Here is a 20505-nt window from a genome sequence, read left to right as displayed (position 1 = left end):
TTATATATGCAAATATAGATTGATATATTCGCCGCCTTCCACCCGATAACCTGCTGTAATCAACAAAATTCCCCTTTATTTGATAACGGAGTTCATGGTACTTTTTAGAAGAATGCGAAATGAATGGGCAGGGTTTAACGGCCCTTTTAGTAACGGTTCTTTTGGAACATTTTTACCAACAGCGCCCCCGCTGCAAAACCGCCAATGTGGGCTAAAAAGGCCACCGATTGCGCTCCCTGAATGCTAAAGGTCTGGTTAAGGATTTGCAGTAGGAACCAAAAGCCCAGGAAATAAAAGGCAGGAATATGGATGATCTGGATAAAGATAAAAATGGGGATTAAGGTGAGTACCCTGGCGTAGGGATAAAGGATAAAATATCCTCCCAGCACACCGGCGATGGCCCCGCTGGCGCCAATTAACGGGGACGTGGAGGCGGGGTCGGAAAAGACATGGGCCAGCGTAGCAATATACCCGGTAACCAGGTAAAACAGTAAAAACCGTAATTTTCCCATGCGGTCCTCAACGTTGTCCCCGAAAATCCACAAATAAAGCATGTTCCCCAGAAAGTGCGTCCAACTGCCATGCAAAAACATGGCAGTTGTCATAACAAAGAGTTGGCTTCCCAACCCCAAATGAAACAGTTGTGCCGGTGTCACCCCAAGTACGAAGATCAAATCGTCCATGTAAGGCCCCAGAGACACTTCATAAAACCAGGCCAGGGCATTTACGAAAATGATCAGCACCGTTACAAAGGGAAAACTTCTTGAGGGGATGTTGTCCTTTAATGGTATCACAGTTGTACCTCCGCTGCTTTTAAATATTATATAATATTTTATCGCTAAAGATGTTACAGCGCTATTAACATTTGATTACACCTGTATGATTATATAAACAAATAACCCGCAGCAGTGAACTGCGGGCCTTATGTTTTAATGCTTTGGACAGGGGTTGCGGGGATCAAAGTTCGCCAATACTTTAGGTTGTACTTCACGCCAGGACTCGCCCAAGGGTTCTAAATACTGCCGTCCCAACCGGTTTACCTCCCGCATAAAATCTTCTGCGGTCCCTTTTCCTTCTGCCAGCGTCTCGATGTTTTTATGGGCATCTTCGGAAAAGATTTTATAAATGATTTCCCCGCTGGCGGTTGCCACCTTTGAGAAGGCCTTGAGACGTTTGCCGTCCAGATCTCCCACCAGGATCTTATGCACTTCTTCACCCGGGGTTTTATAAACGTAAATATCCTGCTCCGGTAGACGCTGCATTTCTTTCTCCTCCAGTCTTTTGGGTAATGCTTTGGGGTCAAGCTGTCAGCCTTCGGCCATCGGCCGGCTTTTGGCCTTTGGCTGTTGGCTTTTGGTTTTTGGTTATTATTTGTGATAGGGAAAATTCTTATATTACAGTTTTTATCTTTGAACTAAATGATATACGCCGGGTTTTTGGGTGGGCGGGATGCCAGTTCTTGTTTTTTTGCTTCGTAGCCCGGTCGGCCCAGCAGGGCGTAGGTGGCATTCTTACCCTCTTCAACGCCGGGCTGGTCAAAGGCGTTAATGTTGAGGAGCTCACCCGCAAAGGCGGTCTGTATTTCCAGTAGCTGAATCAACTGCCCCACCGTAAAGGCGTTAATCTCCGGCAGGGTGATGGTAAAGCTTAAGCGGCGGGCCTTCATCAGTGCATACTCGGTAGCCAGCTGCTCCGCTGTAATCAGTTCTCCCAGGGTGTGCCCGCCCAAAAAAGCAATGCCGGGTACATTTTCAAAGACCCTGGGAATGTTCACCTCGGTACGGTAACGGCCCACACCCAGGAAGGTGACTACTTTGTCAAAGGGCCCCTCGGTATACAATTGGACCTGGGAATGCTGGTCGGTGGTGCCTAGGGCCTTCACCGGGGTTTGACCCGCGAATACTTCCTCCCCGCTGAGGCTTAAGCGCTTGCCCAGGCTTTCCGCCCATAACTGGGCATACCAGTCGGCAAAATACTTCAAAGAATCGGCGTAAGGCATCATGACGGAAATATTTTTACCCCGCCCCATGGCTAAATACTGCAACACAGCCAGCATATAAGCGGGATTGGCAAACACGTCCGCCTGCTCGCACAGTCGATCCATATAGGCGGCCCCTGCCAGCAGTTCCCTGATATCAATGCCGCAGACGGCGGCGGGCAAAAGACCCACCGGTGACAGCTCGGAGTAGCGGCCGCCGACACCGGCGGGAATGATAAAGGTGGTGTAACCCTCATCCCTGGCGATATTAATTAAGTTTCCCTTCTCGGCGTCGGTGGTGGCAATGATTTGTGCCACATACCCGCTGCCTATCTTTTCCCGCAGCATTTGATAAACAATCATAAATTGCGCCATGGTCTCGGCGGTGCTGCCGGATTTACTGATGACATTAAACACAGTTTGGGCCGGGTCGATCACATCAAACAGGGCGGCCACCCGCTCCGGATCCACATTGTCCAGGACATAAAACCTGGGCCCCCCCCGCTTGTCTGCGGGCAGTTCGTTATAATGCAGGTGATTGAGGGCTGTCTGCACAGCCAGGGGCCCCAGGGCGGAGCCACCGATCCCCAGAACAACAAAGGCGTCGCAGCGGTTCCGCAGTTCTTCGGCAGTTTTTAATATTTGCTGAACAACTTCTTCCTGATGAAAGGGTAAATTCCTCCAATCCATGCCCCCGGCGGCCCTTTTCTCCACCATATTTTTATGGGCCCCTTGAATTTGATCCGCCAGGGCCTCTATGTGCTGCCGGGTAAAGCCCTCCTCTTTACCAACATAATCGGCCATCATGTTATTATAATCCACCTGTATTTTCATTTGTTCCTGCCATTGGGGGTGCCGGTAGCGGGTCATAACAATCCTCCTTAGCAAAATACTTCCTAATTATATTACCATATTGTTCCTTTTATTCCCTGCTTCATGCTAAGTTAGTTTACCCATTTTCCTGACAGGCAACTGTACAATTTTAAATTCAATGTCCAAATATGATGAAATTTGTGTTAAAATGTTAAAAAATGATAACAACCAGAAAGTGGGTGAGTTTACTTTGTCTTACAATACTGACAATTCAGAAAACAGCAGCGAGAAAATATACGCCATCCTGGAAACTGTCGGTCCCCAGGTGGTGGAAATGGTGGCTGCGGAAACCGGAGAAAATGTACATATTATGGGCAGGGGCGGTGTGATCATCGCCACCACCCAGCCGGAAAGGCTGGGAACCGTTCACGAAGGGGCCAGGAAGCTCTTGGCCGGCGAAATCGATGAGGCCTTTATCACCGAGGAAGACTGCCAGCGTCTCAGCGGGGTGCGTCCCGGTTATACGGCGCCCATTGTGTTTAACGGAAACAGGATTGCCGGCCTGGGGATCTCCGGCGACCCCCACCGGACCAAACCCATGGCCCGCATCGGGATTCGGGTGGTGGAGGCCTGGATCACCCGGGAGTTGGCTAACCAGGCCGTGCGACAAACCGTTCATGAAGTCCATGCCCGGCTTGAAGAGGCCACCGCAGCCATTGAAGAAGTATCCGCCTCCGCCCAGCACCTAGTGAAAGGCAGCCAAGATATGGCGAATATCGCGGAACAGGCTAACTTAAAAGTAGAACAAGTAAATCGTATTCTGGAGGCCATTGAAGAAATTTCTACTCGCAGCAACCTGCTGGGTTTAAATGCAGCCATAGAAGCAGCCCGGGCCGGCGAACAGGGCCGGGGGTTCGGAGTGGTGGCAACGGAAATCCGCAAACTGGCCAACTCCAGCGCCAAATCGGTAGGCGACACTGCTCAAATCATTTCGGAAATCAGGACCATTTTCCAACAAATTGCCAGTGCAGTGCTGCAAAACGCCTCTTTGACCGAAACCCAAACGGCCTCCCTGGAAGAACTTTCCGCCCAGCTGACAGATATCTCTTTGCAAATGGATCAACTAGCTAAAAGCTTTACTTAGAACCAATTGTCGCATAAATTTATAGAACCCTTCTCAATCCGCACGGGTAATCCGTGGGGATTTTTTTGTATTGCCCTTGTGTAACACAATCAGCGCTCTAAACATAAAGTGGTAGCAAAAGGAACCCTATGTAAACTATGGAATGGAGGTATGCGACTTGTTTAGAGATGAAAAAAATGCCGAGCAGGCAAAAGCTCAGGCTGCACCCATGGGCCCCATAGCCGGCCATACTGGCATGCCTTATCCCGGGCAACCGGGCATGATAATGCCCCCCTACCCGACGATGCCGGGAACCCAACCCGGTTATTACCAGGGCATGCCCTATCCGGGTTTGGAATTAGCACAGGTTTATATTCCCATTCAACCATGTGGAGATCCTCAATTTGATCTCAGAAAAGCATTGGAAGTCGGCACCCTGTACCCCTCATTATACAGACCATATCCTCGTTAAATAGACGGAGGTGAATACTGTGGAGGTTCAAGCAATGGCTCAATATCAACTGCTAATGCAAATTATGCAGTTAGAGTTTGCCGCTCTGGAACTAAACCTTTTCTTAGATACCCACCCAGACTGCCAGGAAGCTCTGGCCCAATACAACAAAATTCACCAGGAATTAATGCAATGCAAGCACGCCTACGAACAAACCTATGGCCCTCTTTGCAATTTCGGTTTTTCACCCAATACAGGCAACTATTGGAAGTGGGTAGAAACCCCCTGGCCCTGGGAAATTAAATACTAAATGAAAGGATTTGTAAGTATGTGGGTATATGAAAAGAAGTTACAAATACCTGTACGGGTTTGCGGCCCCAATCCCCGTTTAGCATCATACATCATTACTCAGTACGGCGGTCCCGAGGGAGAACTTGGCGCCTCTCTGAGATATTTAAATATGCGTTACAGCATGCCGACAAATAAGGCTAAAGGGATATTAACAGATATTGGAACCGAAGAACTGGCCCATATGGAAATTGTGGCTACTCTTGTCCACAAGCTTTTGGAAGGCGCCTCTGTTGAACAGATCAAGGCGGCCGGGTGGGGTTCTCATTATGCAGACCATGATAAGGCATTATGGTGGGAAAATGCCGCCGGCGTGCCCTGGGTTGCCGCTTATGTCTCCGCTACCGGTGACCCGGTGGCAGACCTGCAAGAAAACTTAGCGGCAGAAGCAAAAGCCCGGGCAGTCTATGAAAACCTGATTCGCCTGTCTGATGACCCGGAAGCAACCAATGTTTTACGCTGGCTCCGGGAAAGAGAAGTGGTGCACTTCCAGCGTTTCGGCGAAACCCTGATGGATATACAAGAGTATACGAAACAAAAAAAATATTATTAAATTTTATGAAGAAACCATTCCCTCAATGGGGCAATGGTTTCTTTTTAATCCGAAATTTGTGTACATAAGCGCCGCGCACTTTGGAATAATACTCCTCAGGAAGGGGGTGATCGATTTGACTGGAAGCAGGAAGTTGGTTCTCTTAGTTTGCCTTCTTATAGCTGCTATTTTAGCCGCCGGCTGTACTGCCGCCGCCCGCAAACCGGAAACAAATACTAATCGTAACCCTGTGGCCCAGGAAAATAAACAGGCCCAAAAGCTGGCCCGAGAAGCAACCAGGGTTGAAGGCGTAAAAAGCGCCTATGTCGTTGTTTCCGGCAACATGGCTGTGGTGGGTCTTGACATCAACAAGGGTATTGAGAGCACAGAGACCAACCGAATCAAGTCCGAGGTGGGCCGGCGACTGAAAAATGCCGACCGGCAAATTAACGATGTAAGGGTTTCCACCGATGCCGATACCGTAACCCGCATCAGGAAAATTTCCGAAGGTATCAGCCAGGGCAGGCCCCTGACTGATTTCACCAAACAACTCAACGAAATTGTGCGGCGTATTGCACCCACCAAAGAATAATTTCTTTTTTGCATCCCTTGATTTCATCAAGGGATTTCTCATTTGTTCTTTGGTATAACATTTTAAGAGAAACCAAAAATAATCCTTGATTTTTATCATTTAATACAGTATTACAGTATTAGACATTTCATTTTTTGCTGCCGGAGGGTGGCCGTTGATGAAAATAACAATAATTGGTGCGGGCAAAGTGGGATTTGAGACAGCCCGGCGTCTTTGCGAGGAAGGCCACGATATTCTGGTGGTAGATAAAGATGAGTCCAAGCTGGCCAGGGTTGAGGAGCAGCTTGACGTTATGACATTACGGGGGAACGGCGCCACAGCCCAGGTGCTGCGGGATCCCCATGTGGTTGACAGCGACCTGCTGCTGGCTGTAACAGACAGTGATGAAGTAAATATTATCGCCGGCATGACAGGCAAAAAATTGGGCATTAAAAAATCCATTGTCCGGGTCAGAGATCCTCACTATGCCAGGGACTCGTCTTTTTCCCGGGAGGACCTGGGTTTGGATTTGATTGTTAATCCGGAACTGGCAGCTGCCAGGGAAATCGTCCGCATGCTAACCATGGCCCTGCCCGTTCACACCGAACCCTTTGGCCAGGGCAAAGTGCAAATGGCCGACATTACGGTGGATGAAGGCATGGTTCACTTTGCCAATAAAAGAATTAAGGATTTAGACATGCCGCCTTCCTGCTTGATTGTTGCCATTTCCCGCCGCGGTGATATGATTGTCCCCGGCGGCATGGACACCGTCTTACCCGGGGATACCCTGTACATTTTAGGACTGCCCAGCAGTATTGACAACCTGGTATCAAAGGTTAAAAAACGCCGTCAGAAGAAGATGCACACGGTGATGATCCTGGGGGGCGGTCGCCTGGCTTATTACCTGGCAGACAAACTTTGCTCCTTGGGTATGTCTGTAAAAATTATTGAGCAAAATTATGCCCGCTGTCAGGAACTGGCGGAACGTCTACCCGATGCCCTGGTATTAAACGGGGATGGCACCGATGTGGACCTTCTCAAACGGGAGGGTATTCAGGAAACCGACGGCTTTGTGGCGGTAACCGGCCTGGATGAGGAAAACCTGTTGATTTCCCTGCTGGCCAAGCAAATGGGGGCCAAGATGGTGGTGGCCAAGGTCAGTCGGGCCAGCTACGCGCCCATTGTGGAAAGTCTGGGGGTGGATGCCGCTGTCAGCCCCCGCTTGATTACGGCCAGCGAAATTGTTCGTTTTATCCAGGGGGGTCGGTTGTTATCCCTGTTTATGCTCCTAAACGGGAAGGCCGAGGTGGCTGAACTGATTGTACCTTCCACCAGCCGTATCGTCGGAAAACCTCTGGCGAAATGCGGTCTGCCCAGAAATGTCATCGTGGGAGCCATCTTGCGGGAGGACAAGGCCATTATTCCCGAGGGGACGGAAAAAATACTGGCGGAAGACCGTATTGTTGTTTTTGCCATGGGGCATACATTGAGTACCATTGAAAAGCTGTTTGATGCAGGAGGAAAATAGGTTTTGCACATTCAACTGGTATTAAAGACACTGGGACTGGTTTTGCTGTTTGAAGCAGCAGCCATGGTCCCAAGTCTTTTTATAAGCCTTTTTTGTCAGGAATCCGATGCAACACCTTTTATTACAGGTATGGCAGCTGCCGGGGCGGTTGGTTTCGGGTTGTATCTGGTACCTATCAAAAATAAAAATGTCGGTTATCGTGAGGGGTTCGCCATAGCTACCTTCAGCTGGCTGCTGCTGGCCCTTTTCGGCGCCATCCCTTTTACCGTGGCCGGGGCTGTTCCCAGTTACATTGACGCGGTTTTTGAAACCATGTCGGGTTTTACCACCACCGGGGCCTCGGTAATCCCCAACGTGGAAATTCTCCCCAAAAGTATTTTGTTTTGGCGCAGCCTGACTCACTGGCTGGGCGGTATGGGAATTATTGTATTAACGCTGGCCTTAATCCCGTCCTTAAACATTGCCGGCATGCAGTTGTTTAAGGCAGAAGTACCCGGGCCCACCAAAAACAAGGTGCTGCCCAGGATTGCCCAAACCTCCCGGCAGCTTTACAAAGTGTACGTTATCATTACTCTGGCGCAGATTCTGGCCCTCAAACTGGCAGGCCTGTCATGGTTTGATTCCCTCATCCACACCTTTGGTTCGGTGGCCACCGGGGGATTTTCCAACTACAATGCCAGCGTGGGACATTTTCAAAGCATTACCGTAGAAGCTATTATTATCTTTTTTATGATTCTCTCCGGTATGAACTTTGCTCTTCATTACAATTGGATGCGCGGGGACTGCAAACCCCTTTGGCAGGACTACGAGACAAGGCTCTTCCTGATTATTATTGCATTAAGTACAGCGGTAATTTCTCTCAATTTATTTCTTACTGCGGACAGTAGCCCGGGGAAAGCCATCCGGGATGCCGCCTTTACGGTTTCATCGATCATTACCACCACCGGCTTTGCTACGGTGGATTTTGAGCAGTGGCCTTCTTTCAGTAAATTTGTCCTGCTGCTTTTAATGTTTGTCGGGGGTTGTGCCGGGTCCACCGGCGGGGGACTCAAGGTGGGACGACTATTCATCCTGATGAAAACCTTCTCCCGCCAGTTGATGCGTTTAATCCATCCCAAGGCAGTGATCCCGGTACGTGTAGGGCGGGACGTGGTGACCCAGGAGGTTGTTGAGTCTGCTCACACCTTTTTTACCCTTTATATGCTGTTGTTTGCCCTGGGCACCGCCATCCTGACCGGGCTGGGTCTTGATCTGATTTCCGCAGCCTCCGCCACGGCGGCAAACCTGGGCAATGTGGGCCCGGGTCTTGGCCTGGTTGGCCCCATGTCCAATTATTCATCCCTGCCGGACCTGGGTAAAGTGGTACTGACCTTCCTCATGCTGGTGGGTCGACTGGAGATCTATACAGTTTTACTGGTCTTCAGTGTAAAGTTTTGGCGTTAACCGGGAAAACTATAGGTATACGTGAGCACCCCGTAAAGTTATCGTGAATTGTCAATTATTAACGGATAACAACAAATAAAAAACTTCATTTGCAAATTAATATATTTTTTGCTTTAATAGAATAGATGTTATTGTAACAGGTTTTATGGAAGGAGTAAGTAAAGTGAAATTTCCCACCCTAACCATTGGACGTTTTACCCCCAAGTATCCGATTATTCAAGGCGGCATGGCCGTAAGGGTTTCCACTGCCCCCCTGGCCGGCGCCGTGGCTGAAGCCGGAGGAATCGGTGTAATCGGCGCCACAGGAATGGAAGAAGATGAACTGCGCAATGAGATTCGCGAGGCCCGCAAAATTGCACCCAAGGGTATCATTGGTATCAATATCATGTACGCAGCCAGGGAATTTGCCAAAATTGTGCGTACCGCCATTGAAGAAAAGATTGATATCATTTTCACCGGAGCCGGTTTTTCCAGGGATATATTTGCCTGGGGCAAAGAGTCTGACACTCCCATTGTGTCCATTGTCTCTTCGGCAAAAGTGGCTAAAATGGCAGAAAAGTTGGGAGCTGCCGCTGTAGTGGCCGAGGGAACCGAGGCCGGCGGCCACCTGGGCACTGACCGGTCGATAAAGGAAATTTTCCCTGAAATTAAAGAAGCAGTTAAAATCCCGGTAATTGCCGCCGGTGGTATCGTAGATGGTAAGGGAATTGCGGAAATGATTCGTTTGGGTGCCGATGGCGTGCAAATGGCAACCCGTTTTGTGATGAGCGTGGAATGTGCAGTTTCCGATGCCTTCAAAAAACTTTACCTCAACTCTACCGCGGAAGATGTGGTGAAAATTCAAAGTCCGGTGGGCTTACCCGGCAGGGCTCTGAAAAACAGCCTGGTTTCCCGTATTTTCAGCGGCAACGCCCCGGAACCGGAAAATTGTGTGGGCTGCCTTAAGCATTGCTCCCAGTCCTTTTGCATTATGGACGCTCTGATGAACAGCCGTAACGGCAACATCAAAGACGGTCTGGTTTTCTGCGGCCAGAATGTGCACCGTATTAAAGATATCTTACCGGTAAGGGCCATCTTTGACAGGCTTATTGCCGAGTTTAGCAACGCCTAGGTGAAAGAATGGATTGATTTTTTCCTAATTTAAGTGTTATACTTAAATTACCTCTAAGTTTCACAATGCTAACTGTGGCTATCTCCTCCCGAAAATTTTATCGGTGTCAGGGTATTGGTAGTTCAGTTTGTTGGCACCGGAAATTTAGGGAGTTTAATTATTCGGGGGAGATAGGTTTGGTATTTTCCGACAGAACTTTGACATGCCGAGATTGTGGCGCAGAATTTGTATTTACCACACGTGAGCAGGAATTCTTTGCCGAAAAGGGCTTTCAGAACGATCCTTCTCGCTGCCCTGCTTGCCGCGCTGCCCGTAAGCAGCGGATGCAAGGCAATAATGGGTACGCCCAGCGGCAAATGTACGAAACAGTATGTGACGAGTGTGGCTGTACAACTCAAGTTCCTTTCCAGCCCAGCGGAACAAAACCCGTATACTGCCGCGACTGCTTCACTCGTGTGAAACAATATCGCTAGTAAATAAAACCGAATGCCTTAAGGCATTCGGTTTTTGCCTTTTATTAAACAAAAATGAACGCCTGTTCAGACGTTATAAAATATAAACTATGAACGGAGTTCCTGCTGATTGATCCTTCTGGCAACCCGGCCACCTCTAACGGCCTCTTCATAATCCATTTCGTCCTCGAAATTTTCCCCCGTGAGAAATTCAATGGACACCCCGCAGGTGTCGGCAATTAAGTTAAGAGCATCCCAATCGGGGTAAAACAGCCCCTTTTCCAGTTTTTCCACCCACTTTGATGTTTCCCCTATTTTAAAAGCCAGCATTTTCTGGGTAAAGTTTTGTCCACTCCTCTTGGCCCTGTGCTCACGGGCCCTTTTTACTTTGAGGCCTAATTCTTTTGGGCTATACACTGCTGATGCCTCCTTTATAAAATCCTTATCTTTATTATTTGTTTAAGTTCTATTGGTATGAGTGGTAATTTTTCCGAAAAGATTTTGTGAGTCTGGCGGTTGTCGCAATTTTTTGGGTCTTTATAAGAAATTTACCAGCGCAGGTTATTGAACCCTGTTAACATCACATATGATATACCATAGCAAACTGGTAAAGGAGGCAATTTTTTATGCGCAGACATAAGACCATTACCATCAGCATCCCCGAAGATTTAATTGAATACTTGGATAAAAAAATTTCCCAGATCAACCGCAGTTCCTATGAAGAAACAAACCGCAGCCAGTACATCCGCTTGCTGATTAAAAAAGACATGGCCGCCATTACCGCCGGCAAAACCTCACCCCCCGAAGGGACAGAGGATTTGGCGCTGTCGGATTTGGATTATTACAATTCTTTACTGGATTTGGGTGGGTATAAGAGGTAATACAGAAATCAGGCGAGCAACAAGCCGCCTGATTTCTGTTTAGTAATTATTCAGTTACCTTTAAGGACTTAATTTTCCCGTTATCAAGTTGAATCGTTACCTCTTTTCCTTCGTAGTCGTCTAAATCATCTTCATCAATAGTACGGTTATTTTTGTCCTTAAGAGATACACTTGAGGCAAAATATAACTTGTGTCTTACCCCGGAACTTGTGCCATTGTCCTGTTCAAGGTAGATGTAACCGGATTTTACATCGTACAGTTCTCCCTCAACCGTAACATCCTCGTCGTCGGTAATTTCGATTTCCACTACTTCCCCGTCATCCACCTCAAACTCTACCTCTGAGCCAATTAAAATTTCATCAAGATCCAGATCTTCGTCGTCCTTTATAACTTTCACATTATTGGCCAAATCATAGGTTTTTGTTCTGCCGTCTACCTTAATGGTGACTTCATCATCGTCTAAATCCAGACCCGTTATGATTCCGTCATAAGTATCGTCAGAACTGGAACCATCCAAAATGCTTATTTTAATGACCTCATCATTGTCGTTAATAATTAATTTAACATAGTCTTTGTCTTCTTCAATATCGTCAAAATCCCGGCTCCTGCTGCCCTCATAAACATATACATCGTCTGAAACATCATAAGTCTTTTCGCGGCCATCATCTTCAATAGTAATGCTCCAATCTCCGGACGTATCCACGTCGGTTACTTCGCCCTCAACGATTTCATAATCCATGACGTCGATTCTGGTTACATCATTGCTGCTATTCAGTTTTAGCTTTACATAATCCCCTTTCCTGATATCGTCAAAATCGATGCTGTCGCCGTCCTCATAGACGTCAACATCATCTTCAACATCATAGGTCTTTTCTGTGCCGTCTATTTTCTCAATCTTGATACTCCAGGAACCGGAAGCATCCACCTCAAGCACCTCCCCTTCCAGGACGGAAGAAGATGATGAACCATCTGTTAGCTGTATAGTAATAGCTTTGTCCTGGGTATTTAATTCAATGGCAACGGAATCCTCTTTATCGATGTCATCCAGGTTAATGGAGTCGCCGTCCTTGTCCTTTACCCTGTAGCCGCTGGCCAAATCAACGATACGTTCGTAGCCGTCACCATCTTCAATGGTGATACTGGAAGAGCCAACGCTTACCACTTCGCCGAAAAGTTTCTTTGGTTCATTTAACGGCACAATACCGGTTACAATATTTCCTACCTTGGTCAGGGATATCCTTTGCCCCCTAGAGAGCTGGTAGAAGGTGCCACTGACATTGGATTTATTAATTTCCTCACTGGTACCGTCATCATAACGAACCGTAAAGTAATCCAGATACATGTTGACAACATAACCCCGGCGCTCATTGCCGGTGGGTACATTGCTCAGCAAGTTGATTTCCGATACGCTGCCGCCGGTGACCTTGATTTCTGCCCGGGCGCCGCTGGTGAGAGCCGTTAAATCCCTGGTCAGCCCGTTTTGCGTAATTTTTACGGTGCCGGACAGGGGAAAGGAAGTGAGGCTCCCTGCGTCCGGCTGGAAGGAAAGCATCCACTGGCTGCCCGACAGCAAGCCGCGAATGGTACCTGTATAACCGGTGGTGACGGACACGCTGCCGCTTGGCGTGCTTGCTGCGGTATAGGCCATGTAAGCGACCTTACCGGTTGAATCCAGGATTACTTTAACATTTTCACTGGCCTTAAAGGCATTGAGCAAACTACTTTTGCCCGCCCGGTAAAGAAGGGCCTCGTTTTGCAGGCTCAGTGTTAAGGTTTGTCCGCCTCTTGCCACGGTAATTTTTTTACCGGCAACATCCACTGCACTGAGCCTGGCGATAAAATATTTGTTGGGATTGGGATTTATTTTCCCGTTCTCAACCAGACGGGCAATAATAGCCGCCATTTCTGCCCGGGTTACATTGGCGTTGGGGTCAAAGGTGTTGTCGGTTCTGCCTGCCATAATACCATGCTTAACAGCAGCAGCTATATATGTCTGAAGGTTAGCTGGAATAGCTGCATTATCCTTAAAATTCAGCTGGTAGCCGTCTGCAGACAGTTTCAAGGCATTGGCAAAAAGCACAGCAATTTCAGCCCTGGTTGCTGCCTTCTTGGGTTGTATGCTGGGAATGCCGGCCTTAGATATGTATCCTTTATCCGCAGCAAAGGCGACATTCCTCTGGGCCCAGGCAGGAAAAGTAGCCGGGAAATTATAACCGCCCTGAGACATGCTGTAATTGTCTGCTTCCGTTCTATGGCCTAATGCACGGTTGAGAAAGATAATTGCCTCTACCTGGGTTACCGAATCCTTAGGAGCAAATATACCATTGCCCCTCCCCCCCACAAGTTCTGCGGCGCTGCATTCAGCCACCGATTGTTCCCACCACTTCCCTGAAGTATCTCTGAACAGGTAAGGGGATGCCGCCCAAGCGGACGTAAAGGTGGCCAGGGAAAGAACCAGCGTTACTAACAAACATAATTTTATTCTCAACATAATATCCCCCTTTTGTTGAACCAGTCGGATGCCTGCTTGGGGGCATCACAGGTATTCGACTGGGCCAACTATTCTGTAAGTAAGATTTCTTTTATGCTTATTTCGTTACAAAAATCATAATTCCTGTCCATAATTGGAAAATAAATGGCATTCTGACCGGAGAATGCCATCATTTATCAACATTATCTGTTAAAGGTTTTTTGAATGGAGGAATAAATATCGTTCCAGGAATTACACCGGACTCCTTGCCAGGGCCACAGGCGGTTATGGGGAGCCTCATAGAGGATCACCCGGATTCCCCCGTCAGCCAACCAGTAGGCATTGTGCACGTTATCTTCAATCATAAACTCCACTTGCAGTTCCCGGCAGATGTCTACCTTGTGATGGGAGTTCAGCAGGTGTAGGCCGCTGTAAGGAATGTCGTGCTCCCGCAGCCATTTTTCTGTTACAGCACTGTACCTGGGATTGCGGGCTGTAATGATGTGCACCTGCCAGCCGTCCTTCACCAACCGGTGAATGTTCTCCCTGGCAAAGGGGATCACGGGGCTTTTTTGGATAATTTCTTCTTCCTTTTTATCCATGAGAGCAATGAATTCATCCTCACTGATATCGTAAACCTTACAAAGGTTGTACTGATAAATTTCGTCCCCCTTTAAGGTTTTGCCACAGTGACAGTTCAGGGTTTCCACCAGAAGCTCCAGGTTATCCGCAATGGTACCGTCCAAATCGATGCCAATCTTCATGCCATCCCCCCCGCGTTCGGAAATAAACCTCATGTTTATGAGTATAGCTTTGATGGCAGCGGGCGGTCAATAATATTAAACTACGGGTCAATATAACATTTCACCCGGGGTTATAATAAAAACAGAATACCGCAGACCTGGTAGGAATTAACCCTGCGGCGTCGAATTAGGTTATAAATGACCAACTGGAAATTATTCTGCTGGTTATATCATACAAGGGGGATACGTCATGCAGTATGATTTTAAAGAGGCATTCAACCGCATCGGTCAGCAGCTGGATGAAATAACCAATAAAAGGATTGAGGAGTTGCGGCGGTTAAGCGACGAAGGCAAAATTGATTTCGCTCAACTGGCCAACGAAACACTAAATGAAATGATTAACAGCAATATACGTGTCACCGCAAAGGTTCTTGAGGAATATCACGAGAAATTAATGCAATATCTCTCAGAAAAAGGTATCTAAAAAGCTATATCAAAACATGCCAGAATTAATAAGGCGCGGCCTCCTACCTATGGCCAGGCAATTCAAGTCAAGAACCGTCCCCGACTTGAATTCCTAAACAGCGACAAAAACCCGGCCACCCGGGTTTTTTAATGCTTGTTGCTGTGTATAGACATGCCTGTCTATGGCACCTCATAAATCCTTTACTCAGGAAGTTTCTATTAACACTTTAAACAGACGCAGCCAGGGCCGAAGCGATATCGGGGTATTTAAAGGGAACTTGCATTTCTATAAGCCTTTTCGGGACCACCCGCTGGCCGTTCAGTAGCAGTTCATCGGCCATTTCTCCCAAAAGGGTTCTGGCTACGAAACCGGGCAGCCGGGTCCAGGAGGTCTTGCCTAGGGCCCGGGCCAAATGACGATCTAACTCCGCCATGGTCACAGGCCGGGGGCTGCAAAGATTAAAGGCGCCCCGGAAGCGCTCATCCGTCAGGGCCAGGATTAAAACATGCACCAGATCCTCAATGTGTATCCAGGAAACCCACTGTTTGCCATCCCCAATATAGCCGCCCATGCCAAATCGGTAGGGCATCTTGATTCTTTCCAAAACACCCCCGCCAGGTCCCAGCACAATGCCAAAACGAAAACGCGCCACCCGCACCCCCAAATCCTCGGCTTGCCGGGCTTCCTGCTCCCATGCCCGGCAGACTCCGGCCAGAAAACCTTCACCGTTGGGGCTTTCTTCATCGAAGGTAGCACTGGGATGCTGGCCGTAGTAACCCACTGCAGAGGCATTCAGCAGCACCTTGGGGTAGGGTTGATTGGCTGCACGATTCCTTTCAATACTTTTCACCAACTGGCGTGTGAGCTGCACCCTGCTGTTTAAAATAAGATTCTTTACCTCGGCGGTCCAACGGCCGGCGGCAATATTATGCCCGGCCAGGTTAATGACGGCATCGGCCCGGCCGATGATCTCCTCTGAAAACAATTCTCCTGCAGCGGGAATTTTGGTGTAGCTGATATTACCCCGGATTTGCTTATCCCGGCGTAAGCCAATGATGACCCGGTGGTTTTGCTGCATTAGTTGCTTTACCAGGGTGGTCCCCACAAACCCCGTTCCCCCGGTTATTAAAACATTCATTGCCTGTACCCTCCTCTCGCTCCCGGCTATCCTTTCATAGTGCCATTTATGAAGCCTATGCGTAAATCGATCCCTTCATACTATCCAAACCCATTGTAATACCAATAGCTGAAAATAAAAAGAATCTTCTGTTATCTTTTTTTGCAAAGGCTCACAAGGCTCAAAGGAAATAACCCGGACATGCCGGGTTGTTTGATTAGTTATGTACAACTCGATCCACCAATTCTGCCTGCTTGGCATCGTTAAAACGGTCAACGGTACTTAAATAGCCAGTTATACGACGAACCCTTTTGATGGTTGTTTTGGCCCTGGATCTTACCTCCAACTCCTCGGGGCTGATTTCAACAATTTCAATCTCCCCCAGCTCTTTACCCCTGGCCGCATAGCGCAGTTCCTCTTCCCGGATAATGTCATCCACTTCAATTTGACTGATGTTTCCTTTAACGCTTACTCTCATTGCCGCCAGCCTCCTTATTCTTGTTTGGCTTTATTATAGGGAGCCCGGGCAAGGTTGGCAATTTATTGCCATGCGATTTAAGGGTATTGTAAGGAATTCTAGGGAAGAATCATATCGGGGTGTTCAGGTGCATGGCGTACTCCCCAGAACCTTTATATAACCTGAGTTCAAACATAATGTTTTCAATTTCCGATTCCAATTCCCGCCCCGGCCTGGTAGATATGACATTAATAAAGCTGTCGAGCACATTGGTAAAAAGACAGCCGAGAAGGACAGCGAAAAGAAATAGCCAGGGGTGTTTAATCACCACCTGGCTATATTTATTTTTTTATTGATGGTGACTTACCCATGGCCGAAGATAAAAGGTATGTGGCCAGCTGATTTAAGCTAACATTTTCATCTTTTGCCCGCTTAGCTAAGTCTTTGTGTAGAGACTTAGGGATCCTTAAAACAAATTTTCCGCTGTATGTCTCTTCTTCTTTAGCAGGCCCCGGTATCTCCCGGCCGGTCTCTAAGGCCACCTGCAACCAGGCAATCTTGGCATCCTCAATCATTACCAGGGCTTCTTCTCTGATTTCTCCCTGAGAAAGGCACCCGGGCAGCTCCGGGACCTCTCCCACAAAGCCTCCTTCTTCCGCTGGGTAAAGCATGATTTTGTAAGGCAGGGAAAGATAGTATTCAAGATTTTTAGTATCATTCATCAAAGATAATTCCCACTTTTGGTAACGGGTGGGGTTACTCCTCATCGAAGCAATCCCCAATTAATTCAATAGCCCTTTCAACGTAGATTCGCTTTATGTGTGGCTGGTCGAATGGAACGGACAGAGACTTATCATCTTTTATGTAGATAAAATGACTGGAGCCGCCACTGGGCTGCCTTTTAGTAAATCCACCGACCTTAGTATCTTGTCAAGTTCACTAAACCTAACTGCTCTTGGGTTATTTTTGATTTTATCGTAGAGCTTTTTTAGAAGCAAGTTAAGGAATAAATTATTCGTCAAGGGCTTGGAATAACTTCATGCTCTTTTTGCGCTGAGCGCCTTATCAAGATATTGTTTATTATTTTTGCTCTCAGGTGGGTCAAATTTATTTGCACAGGGTGGGTCAATTCTATTGACAATCAACACGCCATTTTCGCTGTTTTCGCCAAAAAGAAAAGGAACCGCAAACCCTTGCAGTTCCTTTTTTCATTGGAGCCGACGATGGGACTCGAACCCACGACCTGCTGATTACGAATCAGCTGCTCTACCGGCTGAGCTACGTCGGCATTGCCAAACTCACAGGTTAAATTGTCAATTGCTATAGTATCAAAAGCCTTTCGAAAATGCAAGTCTTTAGGATGCTTTAATTATATGCTTTGTGTGACAACAAATGCCAATTTAATTCGTTAAACCTTCATTAAGCCAATGAGGCCATCCGCCGGAGGCAGAAATACAAAGGGGCTTTACCATTAAGGCAAAACCCCTTTGCTGTGGAGCTGCTAACCGGGATTGAACCGGTGACCTTATCCTTACCAAGGATACGCTCTACCTACTGAGCTATAGCAGCATGGTATGGTGGGCGATGACGGGATCGAACCGCCGACATCCTGCTTGTAAGGCAGGCGCTCTCCCAGCTGAGCTAATCGCCCCGTTGACAAAAAATATCTTAACAGAAATCAAAATACGTGTCAATTGAAAAAATTAGTCTTGTTTGTTTATTTAGTTTCGTTTTCGGTTCATACTTTCCGGTAGGCGGACAAAGTGGTTCAGGAAGAAATCAATTGCCGGCACAAGTCAGGTACTTTCCCTCCCAAGAGGATTTAATGATCATCAAACATTCGATAAGATGTTTCCTCAAAAATCAAAAGGGCATATACAGAGATAAGATGCTGTTTAACATCCGCAGGGTCCTTGATAAATACGGCATCTCCAAATATAATTTTGCTGCTTTTTCCGTACACAGGTCAGTGGGACCGGGGTTGTCCTTTATTCAAGGCAGACATGAGATAACAGATCGGTTTTGCCCGGGGTGCGGCTCTGATCTTTATATGGTTGACAGCCCGGTAAGGATCCTGAGTATTCTGGAAGGTATTCATGACAAGGTCATCTATGGCTGTGCTTGTGGCGAAATCTTCTTTCAATTTGAAGAAAAATAATAAATCCTGAGAAGATTGTTGACTTAAGGTTATTATTTTGTTATCATAACACTTGTCAGTCACGTTCGGGCGATTAGCTCAGCTGGGAGAGCGCCTGCCTTACAAGCAGGATGTCGGCGGTTCGATCCCGTCATCGCCCACCATATACCGGGAGCTGTGGTGTAGAGGCCTAACATGCCTGCCTGTCACGCAGGAGATCGCGGGTTCGACTCCCGTCAGCTCCGCCATTTTACAGGGCCAATGTTTCATTGGCCCTGTCAGACTGTAGACAAACACCGCTTTTAGGCCGAAAGGCTTAGAAGCGGTGTTTGGTTGAAAGTGAAGATTTTACGAATTTTAGATAAAACCAAAGAAAAAACAGGCACTGCCGGTGGAAGCATCCCTTGTTTTTTCTTCCACAGGGCCAGCTTTTTTAAATTTATGCATGCGAAAAGAAGCGTGAGGTAATGCCCGACTTTCCTCAAGCCTCGCAAATTAGTATAACGCATCCCATGCTTTTCTTTAGCGTCTGCAAAGACCCTTTCAATGGTCTCACCACGCATTTTGTATAGTTCTTTGCCCCATGGGGTGTGTCTGATATCTTCTGCTATTTCCATGTAATGTTCCCAGACATGACGGGTTACAACTTTTGTACAACTTTTGCTCAGGGTACACTGCATCCGCATGGGGCATTTAGAGCATATTTTCGGGTCACTCTTATATTCCCGGTATCCTGCCCGATTAGTAGTGCTGTATCTTAACACTTGGTTATTGGGACAAAGGTAGCAGTCATAGTACTCATCATAAACATAGTCCCGTTTTTTAAAGTAGCCATCCTTGGTCATTGGTCTCTTGTAGGGCATAACTGGGAGTTTGCCTGCCTCAATGATTTCTCTACATACACCAGGGGTTTTGTAGCCTGCGTCAACTACAACCGCCTCTATCTCAGGGAATTTCTCGCTGACTTCTTGAAATAAATCAGAGAATACCTGGCTGTCATGAATATTTCCGGGTGCTACTTTTACTCCAAGGATAAAATTATTCCGGTCACAGGCTACAGAAGCTGTATACGCAAAGCAACGCTCCTTTTCGCCTTTGTGGAACATTCCGCTTTCAGGGTCTGTGGTGCTTTCTTTAATTTCTTTTACACTATCTTTCTTGGGACTATCTCCATCTTTGTTGTTATCGTTGCTATCTTCAAAGGGCTTTTTTCCGTTTGCTTCCCGGTCAGCGTTTATTTCAATTAAAAGCTCCCGCTTATATTTGTGAGCCCGGTGTTGTGCCATTTTCTTGACATATTTATTCTTATTAGCACTGGCTTTTACATGGGTGGCATCGATAAATACTGCATCTGATTTAATAAAACCGTACTTTATGGCTTCCATTAATATATGGACAAAGATTTTTTCAAAAAGGTCGCTTTCTTTAAACCGCCTTTCGTAATTCTTTCCAAAAGTTGAAAAGTGTGGTATTTGCTCTTGTAAACCATATCCTAAAAACCAGCGGTATGCTACGTTTACTTCCACTTCCTTGATGGTTTGCCGCATCGACCGGATTCCATAGAGGGCTTGGAGCATAAGCAATTTAATTAGTACCACTGGGTCAATACTTGGTCTTCCGATATTTTCACTATATAGGTCTTTTACTTCATCATATATAAAATCAAAATCAATGCTTTCTTCTACAGCCCTTAAAAGATGATCTTTAGGTACTAAATCACTGATGCTTACAAATTCCACCTGGTTAGTTATTGCCCGATTTTTCTTCTTTAACATGTCAATCGCCCCACAATATTTTTTCTATTTCTATTTTACTGGAAAATTGTCCATCTTTGGGTCTTGACACAAAAAAAGACTGCCGACATTTACTTTGTCGACAGTCTGA

22 protein-coding genes, 5 tRNA genes and 1 pseudogene are annotated in these 20505 nt (G+C 47.1%); 15 read left to right on the top strand and 13 right to left on the bottom strand.

Features of this window, described 5'->3' with window-relative positions:
* Nucleotides 1-146: 146 nt before the first annotated feature.
* From BUB67_RS09955 to BUB67_RS09945, 3 genes are all read right to left on the bottom strand, one after another.
* Nucleotides 147-794, bottom strand: a complete 648-nt coding sequence (locus BUB67_RS09955) for a rhomboid family intramembrane serine protease (protein ID WP_073239281.1) — start codon at nucleotides 792-794, stop codon at nucleotides 147-149.
* A gap of 135 nt (nucleotides 795-929) precedes the next feature.
* On the bottom strand, nucleotides 930-1262 hold the full coding sequence (locus tag BUB67_RS09950; RefSeq protein WP_073239280.1) for a hypothetical protein: 333 nt from the start codon (nucleotides 1260-1262) through the stop codon (nucleotides 930-932).
* Nucleotides 1263-1414: 152 nt separating this feature from the next.
* Nucleotides 1415-2848 carry a glucose-6-phosphate isomerase gene (locus tag BUB67_RS09945; protein WP_073239279.1) on the bottom strand — a complete coding sequence of 478 codons (1434 nt, stop codon included), beginning with the start codon at nucleotides 2846-2848 and terminating at the stop codon, nucleotides 1415-1417.
* 121 nt (nucleotides 2849-2969) lie between these two features.
* Between BUB67_RS09945 and BUB67_RS17525 the strand changes: the two are divergent.
* From BUB67_RS17525 to BUB67_RS09900, 10 genes and pseudogenes are all read left to right on the top strand, one after another.
* Nucleotides 2970-3455 (top strand): annotated as a pseudogene (locus BUB67_RS17525) (sugar diacid recognition domain-containing protein); the annotation flags it as partial.
* Nucleotides 3456-3557: 102 nt separating this feature from the next.
* Nucleotides 3558-3935, top strand: coding sequence for a methyl-accepting chemotaxis protein (locus BUB67_RS17520; RefSeq protein ID WP_464287310.1), 378 nt, complete (start codon nucleotides 3558-3560; stop codon nucleotides 3933-3935).
* 157 nt (nucleotides 3936-4092) lie between these two features.
* Nucleotides 4093-4386, top strand: coding sequence for a spore coat associated protein CotJA (locus BUB67_RS09935; protein ID WP_073239278.1), 294 nt, complete (start codon nucleotides 4093-4095; stop codon nucleotides 4384-4386).
* 34 nt (nucleotides 4387-4420) lie between these two features.
* A complete protein-coding gene (locus BUB67_RS09930) occupies nucleotides 4421-4675 on the top strand; it encodes a spore coat protein CotJB (protein WP_073239277.1) in 255 nt (84 codons plus the stop codon).
* A gap of 18 nt (nucleotides 4676-4693) precedes the next feature.
* Nucleotides 4694-5266 (top strand): manganese catalase family protein, encoded by a 573-nt coding sequence (locus tag BUB67_RS09925; protein WP_073239276.1) that lies wholly within the window; start codon nucleotides 4694-4696, stop codon nucleotides 5264-5266.
* Between the two features lie 106 nt (nucleotides 5267-5372).
* Nucleotides 5373-5837, top strand: coding sequence for a YhcN/YlaJ family sporulation lipoprotein (locus BUB67_RS09920; protein ID WP_238457016.1), 465 nt, complete (start codon nucleotides 5373-5375; stop codon nucleotides 5835-5837).
* A 157-nt stretch (nucleotides 5838-5994) separates the two neighbouring features.
* On the top strand, nucleotides 5995-7344 hold the full coding sequence (trkA, locus tag BUB67_RS09915; protein WP_073239274.1) for a Trk system potassium transporter TrkA: 1350 nt from the start codon (nucleotides 5995-5997) through the stop codon (nucleotides 7342-7344).
* 3 nt (nucleotides 7345-7347) lie between these two features.
* Complete coding sequence (locus tag BUB67_RS09910; protein WP_073239273.1) at nucleotides 7348-8787, top strand: TrkH family potassium uptake protein; 1440 nt, start codon at nucleotides 7348-7350, stop codon at nucleotides 8785-8787.
* Between the two features lie 163 nt (nucleotides 8788-8950).
* On the top strand, nucleotides 8951-9898 hold the full coding sequence (locus BUB67_RS09905; protein ID WP_073239272.1) for an NAD(P)H-dependent flavin oxidoreductase: 948 nt from the start codon (nucleotides 8951-8953) through the stop codon (nucleotides 9896-9898).
* Nucleotides 9899-10074: 176 nt separating this feature from the next.
* Nucleotides 10075-10371 carry a zinc-ribbon domain containing protein gene (locus BUB67_RS09900; RefSeq protein WP_073239271.1) on the top strand — a complete coding sequence of 99 codons (297 nt, stop codon included), beginning with the start codon at nucleotides 10075-10077 and terminating at the stop codon, nucleotides 10369-10371.
* Nucleotides 10372-10458: 87 nt separating this feature from the next.
* Here the strand turns inward: BUB67_RS09900 and BUB67_RS09895 are convergent, their stop codons facing one another.
* The gene (locus BUB67_RS09895) at nucleotides 10459-10767 is read right to left on the bottom strand and encodes a helix-turn-helix domain-containing protein (protein WP_073239270.1); all 309 of its coding nucleotides are present in this window, start codon (nucleotides 10765-10767) and stop codon (nucleotides 10459-10461) included.
* Between the two features lie 209 nt (nucleotides 10768-10976).
* Here BUB67_RS09895 and BUB67_RS09890 point away from each other — a divergent pair, with 209 nt between their 5' ends.
* Nucleotides 10977-11231: a ribbon-helix-helix domain-containing protein gene (locus BUB67_RS09890; protein ID WP_073239269.1), complete on the top strand. Its 255-nt coding sequence runs from the start codon at nucleotides 10977-10979 to the stop codon at nucleotides 11229-11231.
* Nucleotides 11232-11277: 46 nt separating this feature from the next.
* Here the strand turns inward: BUB67_RS09890 and BUB67_RS09885 are convergent, their stop codons facing one another.
* Together BUB67_RS09885 and BUB67_RS09880 are read right to left on the bottom strand one after the other, a co-directional pair.
* The gene (locus tag BUB67_RS09885; protein WP_073239268.1) at nucleotides 11278-13722 is read right to left on the bottom strand and encodes an S-layer homology domain-containing protein; all 2445 of its coding nucleotides are present in this window, start codon (nucleotides 13720-13722) and stop codon (nucleotides 11278-11280) included.
* A 182-nt stretch (nucleotides 13723-13904) separates the two neighbouring features.
* On the bottom strand, nucleotides 13905-14465 hold the full coding sequence (locus tag BUB67_RS09880; protein WP_073239267.1) for a 5' nucleotidase, NT5C type: 561 nt from the start codon (nucleotides 14463-14465) through the stop codon (nucleotides 13905-13907).
* 229 nt (nucleotides 14466-14694) lie between these two features.
* On the opposite strand from BUB67_RS09880, the gene BUB67_RS09875 reads away from it, so the two are divergent.
* Nucleotides 14695-14928 carry a hypothetical protein gene (locus BUB67_RS09875; protein WP_073239266.1) on the top strand — a complete coding sequence of 78 codons (234 nt, stop codon included), beginning with the start codon at nucleotides 14695-14697 and terminating at the stop codon, nucleotides 14926-14928.
* 208 nt (nucleotides 14929-15136) lie between these two features.
* Here BUB67_RS09875 and BUB67_RS09870 read toward each other — a convergent pair whose 3' ends face one another.
* The 6 genes from BUB67_RS09870 to BUB67_RS09840 all read right to left on the bottom strand — a co-directional run bounded on the left by BUB67_RS09870 (nucleotide 15137) and on the right by BUB67_RS09840 (nucleotide 18135).
* Nucleotides 15137-16048 (bottom strand): TIGR01777 family oxidoreductase, encoded by a 912-nt coding sequence (locus BUB67_RS09870; RefSeq protein WP_073239265.1) that lies wholly within the window; start codon nucleotides 16046-16048, stop codon nucleotides 15137-15139.
* Between the two features lie 196 nt (nucleotides 16049-16244).
* Nucleotides 16245-16505: an anaerobic ribonucleoside-triphosphate reductase gene (gene nrdD, locus BUB67_RS09865; protein ID WP_073239264.1), complete on the bottom strand. Its 261-nt coding sequence runs from the start codon at nucleotides 16503-16505 to the stop codon at nucleotides 16245-16247.
* A gap of 320 nt (nucleotides 16506-16825) precedes the next feature.
* The gene (locus BUB67_RS09860; RefSeq protein ID WP_238457015.1) at nucleotides 16826-17251 is read right to left on the bottom strand and encodes a type II toxin-antitoxin system HicB family antitoxin; all 426 of its coding nucleotides are present in this window, start codon (nucleotides 17249-17251) and stop codon (nucleotides 16826-16828) included.
* Nucleotides 17252-17696: 445 nt separating this feature from the next.
* Nucleotides 17697-17772, bottom strand: a tRNA-Thr gene (locus BUB67_RS09850).
* A gap of 205 nt (nucleotides 17773-17977) precedes the next feature.
* Nucleotides 17978-18053: transfer RNA gene (locus tag BUB67_RS09845), tRNA-Thr, on the bottom strand.
* 6 nt (nucleotides 18054-18059) lie between these two features.
* Nucleotides 18060-18135: transfer RNA gene (locus BUB67_RS09840), tRNA-Val, on the bottom strand.
* Between the two features lie 132 nt (nucleotides 18136-18267).
* Between BUB67_RS09840 and BUB67_RS09835 the strand changes: the two genes are divergently transcribed.
* The 3 genes from BUB67_RS09835 to BUB67_RS09825 all read left to right on the top strand — a co-directional run bounded on the left by BUB67_RS09835 (nucleotide 18268) and on the right by BUB67_RS09825 (nucleotide 18869).
* Nucleotides 18268-18642: a hypothetical protein gene (locus BUB67_RS09835; protein WP_073239263.1), complete on the top strand. Its 375-nt coding sequence runs from the start codon at nucleotides 18268-18270 to the stop codon at nucleotides 18640-18642.
* Between the two features lie 67 nt (nucleotides 18643-18709).
* A tRNA-Val gene (locus BUB67_RS09830) sits at nucleotides 18710-18785 on the top strand.
* Between the two features lie 7 nt (nucleotides 18786-18792).
* A tRNA-Asp gene (locus BUB67_RS09825) sits at nucleotides 18793-18869 on the top strand.
* 54 nt (nucleotides 18870-18923) lie between these two features.
* On the opposite strand, the gene BUB67_RS09820 is transcribed toward BUB67_RS09825, so the two are convergent.
* Nucleotides 18924-20396 carry an IS1182 family transposase gene (locus tag BUB67_RS09820; RefSeq protein WP_143157045.1) on the bottom strand — a complete coding sequence of 491 codons (1473 nt, stop codon included), beginning with the start codon at nucleotides 20394-20396 and terminating at the stop codon, nucleotides 18924-18926.
* Nucleotides 20397-20505: the final 109 nt, after the last annotated feature.

This window comes from Desulforamulus putei DSM 12395, assembly GCF_900129195.1.
GTDB classification, from domain to species: domain Bacteria; phylum Bacillota; class Desulfotomaculia; order Desulfotomaculales; family Desulfotomaculaceae; genus Desulfotomaculum; species Desulfotomaculum putei.
The sequence above is the reverse complement of the archived record's forward strand: the minus strand, read 5'-3'. Positions and strand labels throughout refer to the sequence as shown.

Excerpts from the sequence above, each read along its gene's own strand:
- BUB67_RS09950 (WP_073239280.1), bottom strand. The coding sequence starts at position 1,262 with ATGCAGCGTCTACCGGAGCAGGATATTTACGTTTATAAAACCCCGGGT.
- BUB67_RS09945 (WP_073239279.1), bottom strand. The coding sequence starts at position 2,848 with ATGACCCGCTACCGGCACCCCCAATGGCAGGAACAAATGAAAATACAG.
- BUB67_RS17520 (WP_464287310.1), top strand. The coding sequence starts at position 3,558 with ATGGCGAATATCGCGGAACAGGCTAACTTAAAAGTAGAACAAGTAAAT.
- BUB67_RS09930 (WP_073239277.1), top strand. The coding sequence starts at position 4,421 with ATGGCTCAATATCAACTGCTAATGCAAATTATGCAGTTAGAGTTTGCC.
- BUB67_RS09925 (WP_073239276.1), top strand. The coding sequence starts at position 4,694 with ATGTGGGTATATGAAAAGAAGTTACAAATACCTGTACGGGTTTGCGGC.
- trkA (WP_073239274.1), top strand. The coding sequence starts at position 5,995 with ATGAAAATAACAATAATTGGTGCGGGCAAAGTGGGATTTGAGACAGCC.
- BUB67_RS09890 (WP_073239269.1), top strand. The coding sequence starts at position 10,977 with ATGCGCAGACATAAGACCATTACCATCAGCATCCCCGAAGATTTAATT.
- BUB67_RS09885 (WP_073239268.1), bottom strand. The coding sequence starts at position 13,722 with ATGTTGAGAATAAAATTATGTTTGTTAGTAACGCTGGTTCTTTCCCTG.
- BUB67_RS09880 (WP_073239267.1), bottom strand. The coding sequence starts at position 14,465 with ATGAAGATTGGCATCGATTTGGACGGTACCATTGCGGATAACCTGGAG.
- BUB67_RS09875 (WP_073239266.1), top strand. The coding sequence starts at position 14,695 with ATGCAGTATGATTTTAAAGAGGCATTCAACCGCATCGGTCAGCAGCTG.
- BUB67_RS09870 (WP_073239265.1), bottom strand. The coding sequence starts at position 16,048 with ATGAATGTTTTAATAACCGGGGGAACGGGGTTTGTGGGGACCACCCTG.
- nrdD (WP_073239264.1), bottom strand. The coding sequence starts at position 16,505 with ATGAGAGTAAGCGTTAAAGGAAACATCAGTCAAATTGAAGTGGATGAC.
- BUB67_RS09860 (WP_238457015.1), bottom strand. The coding sequence starts at position 17,251 with ATGAGGAGTAACCCCACCCGTTACCAAAAGTGGGAATTATCTTTGATG.
- BUB67_RS09820 (WP_143157045.1), bottom strand. The coding sequence starts at position 20,396 with ATGTTAAAGAAGAAAAATCGGGCAATAACTAACCAGGTGGAATTTGTA.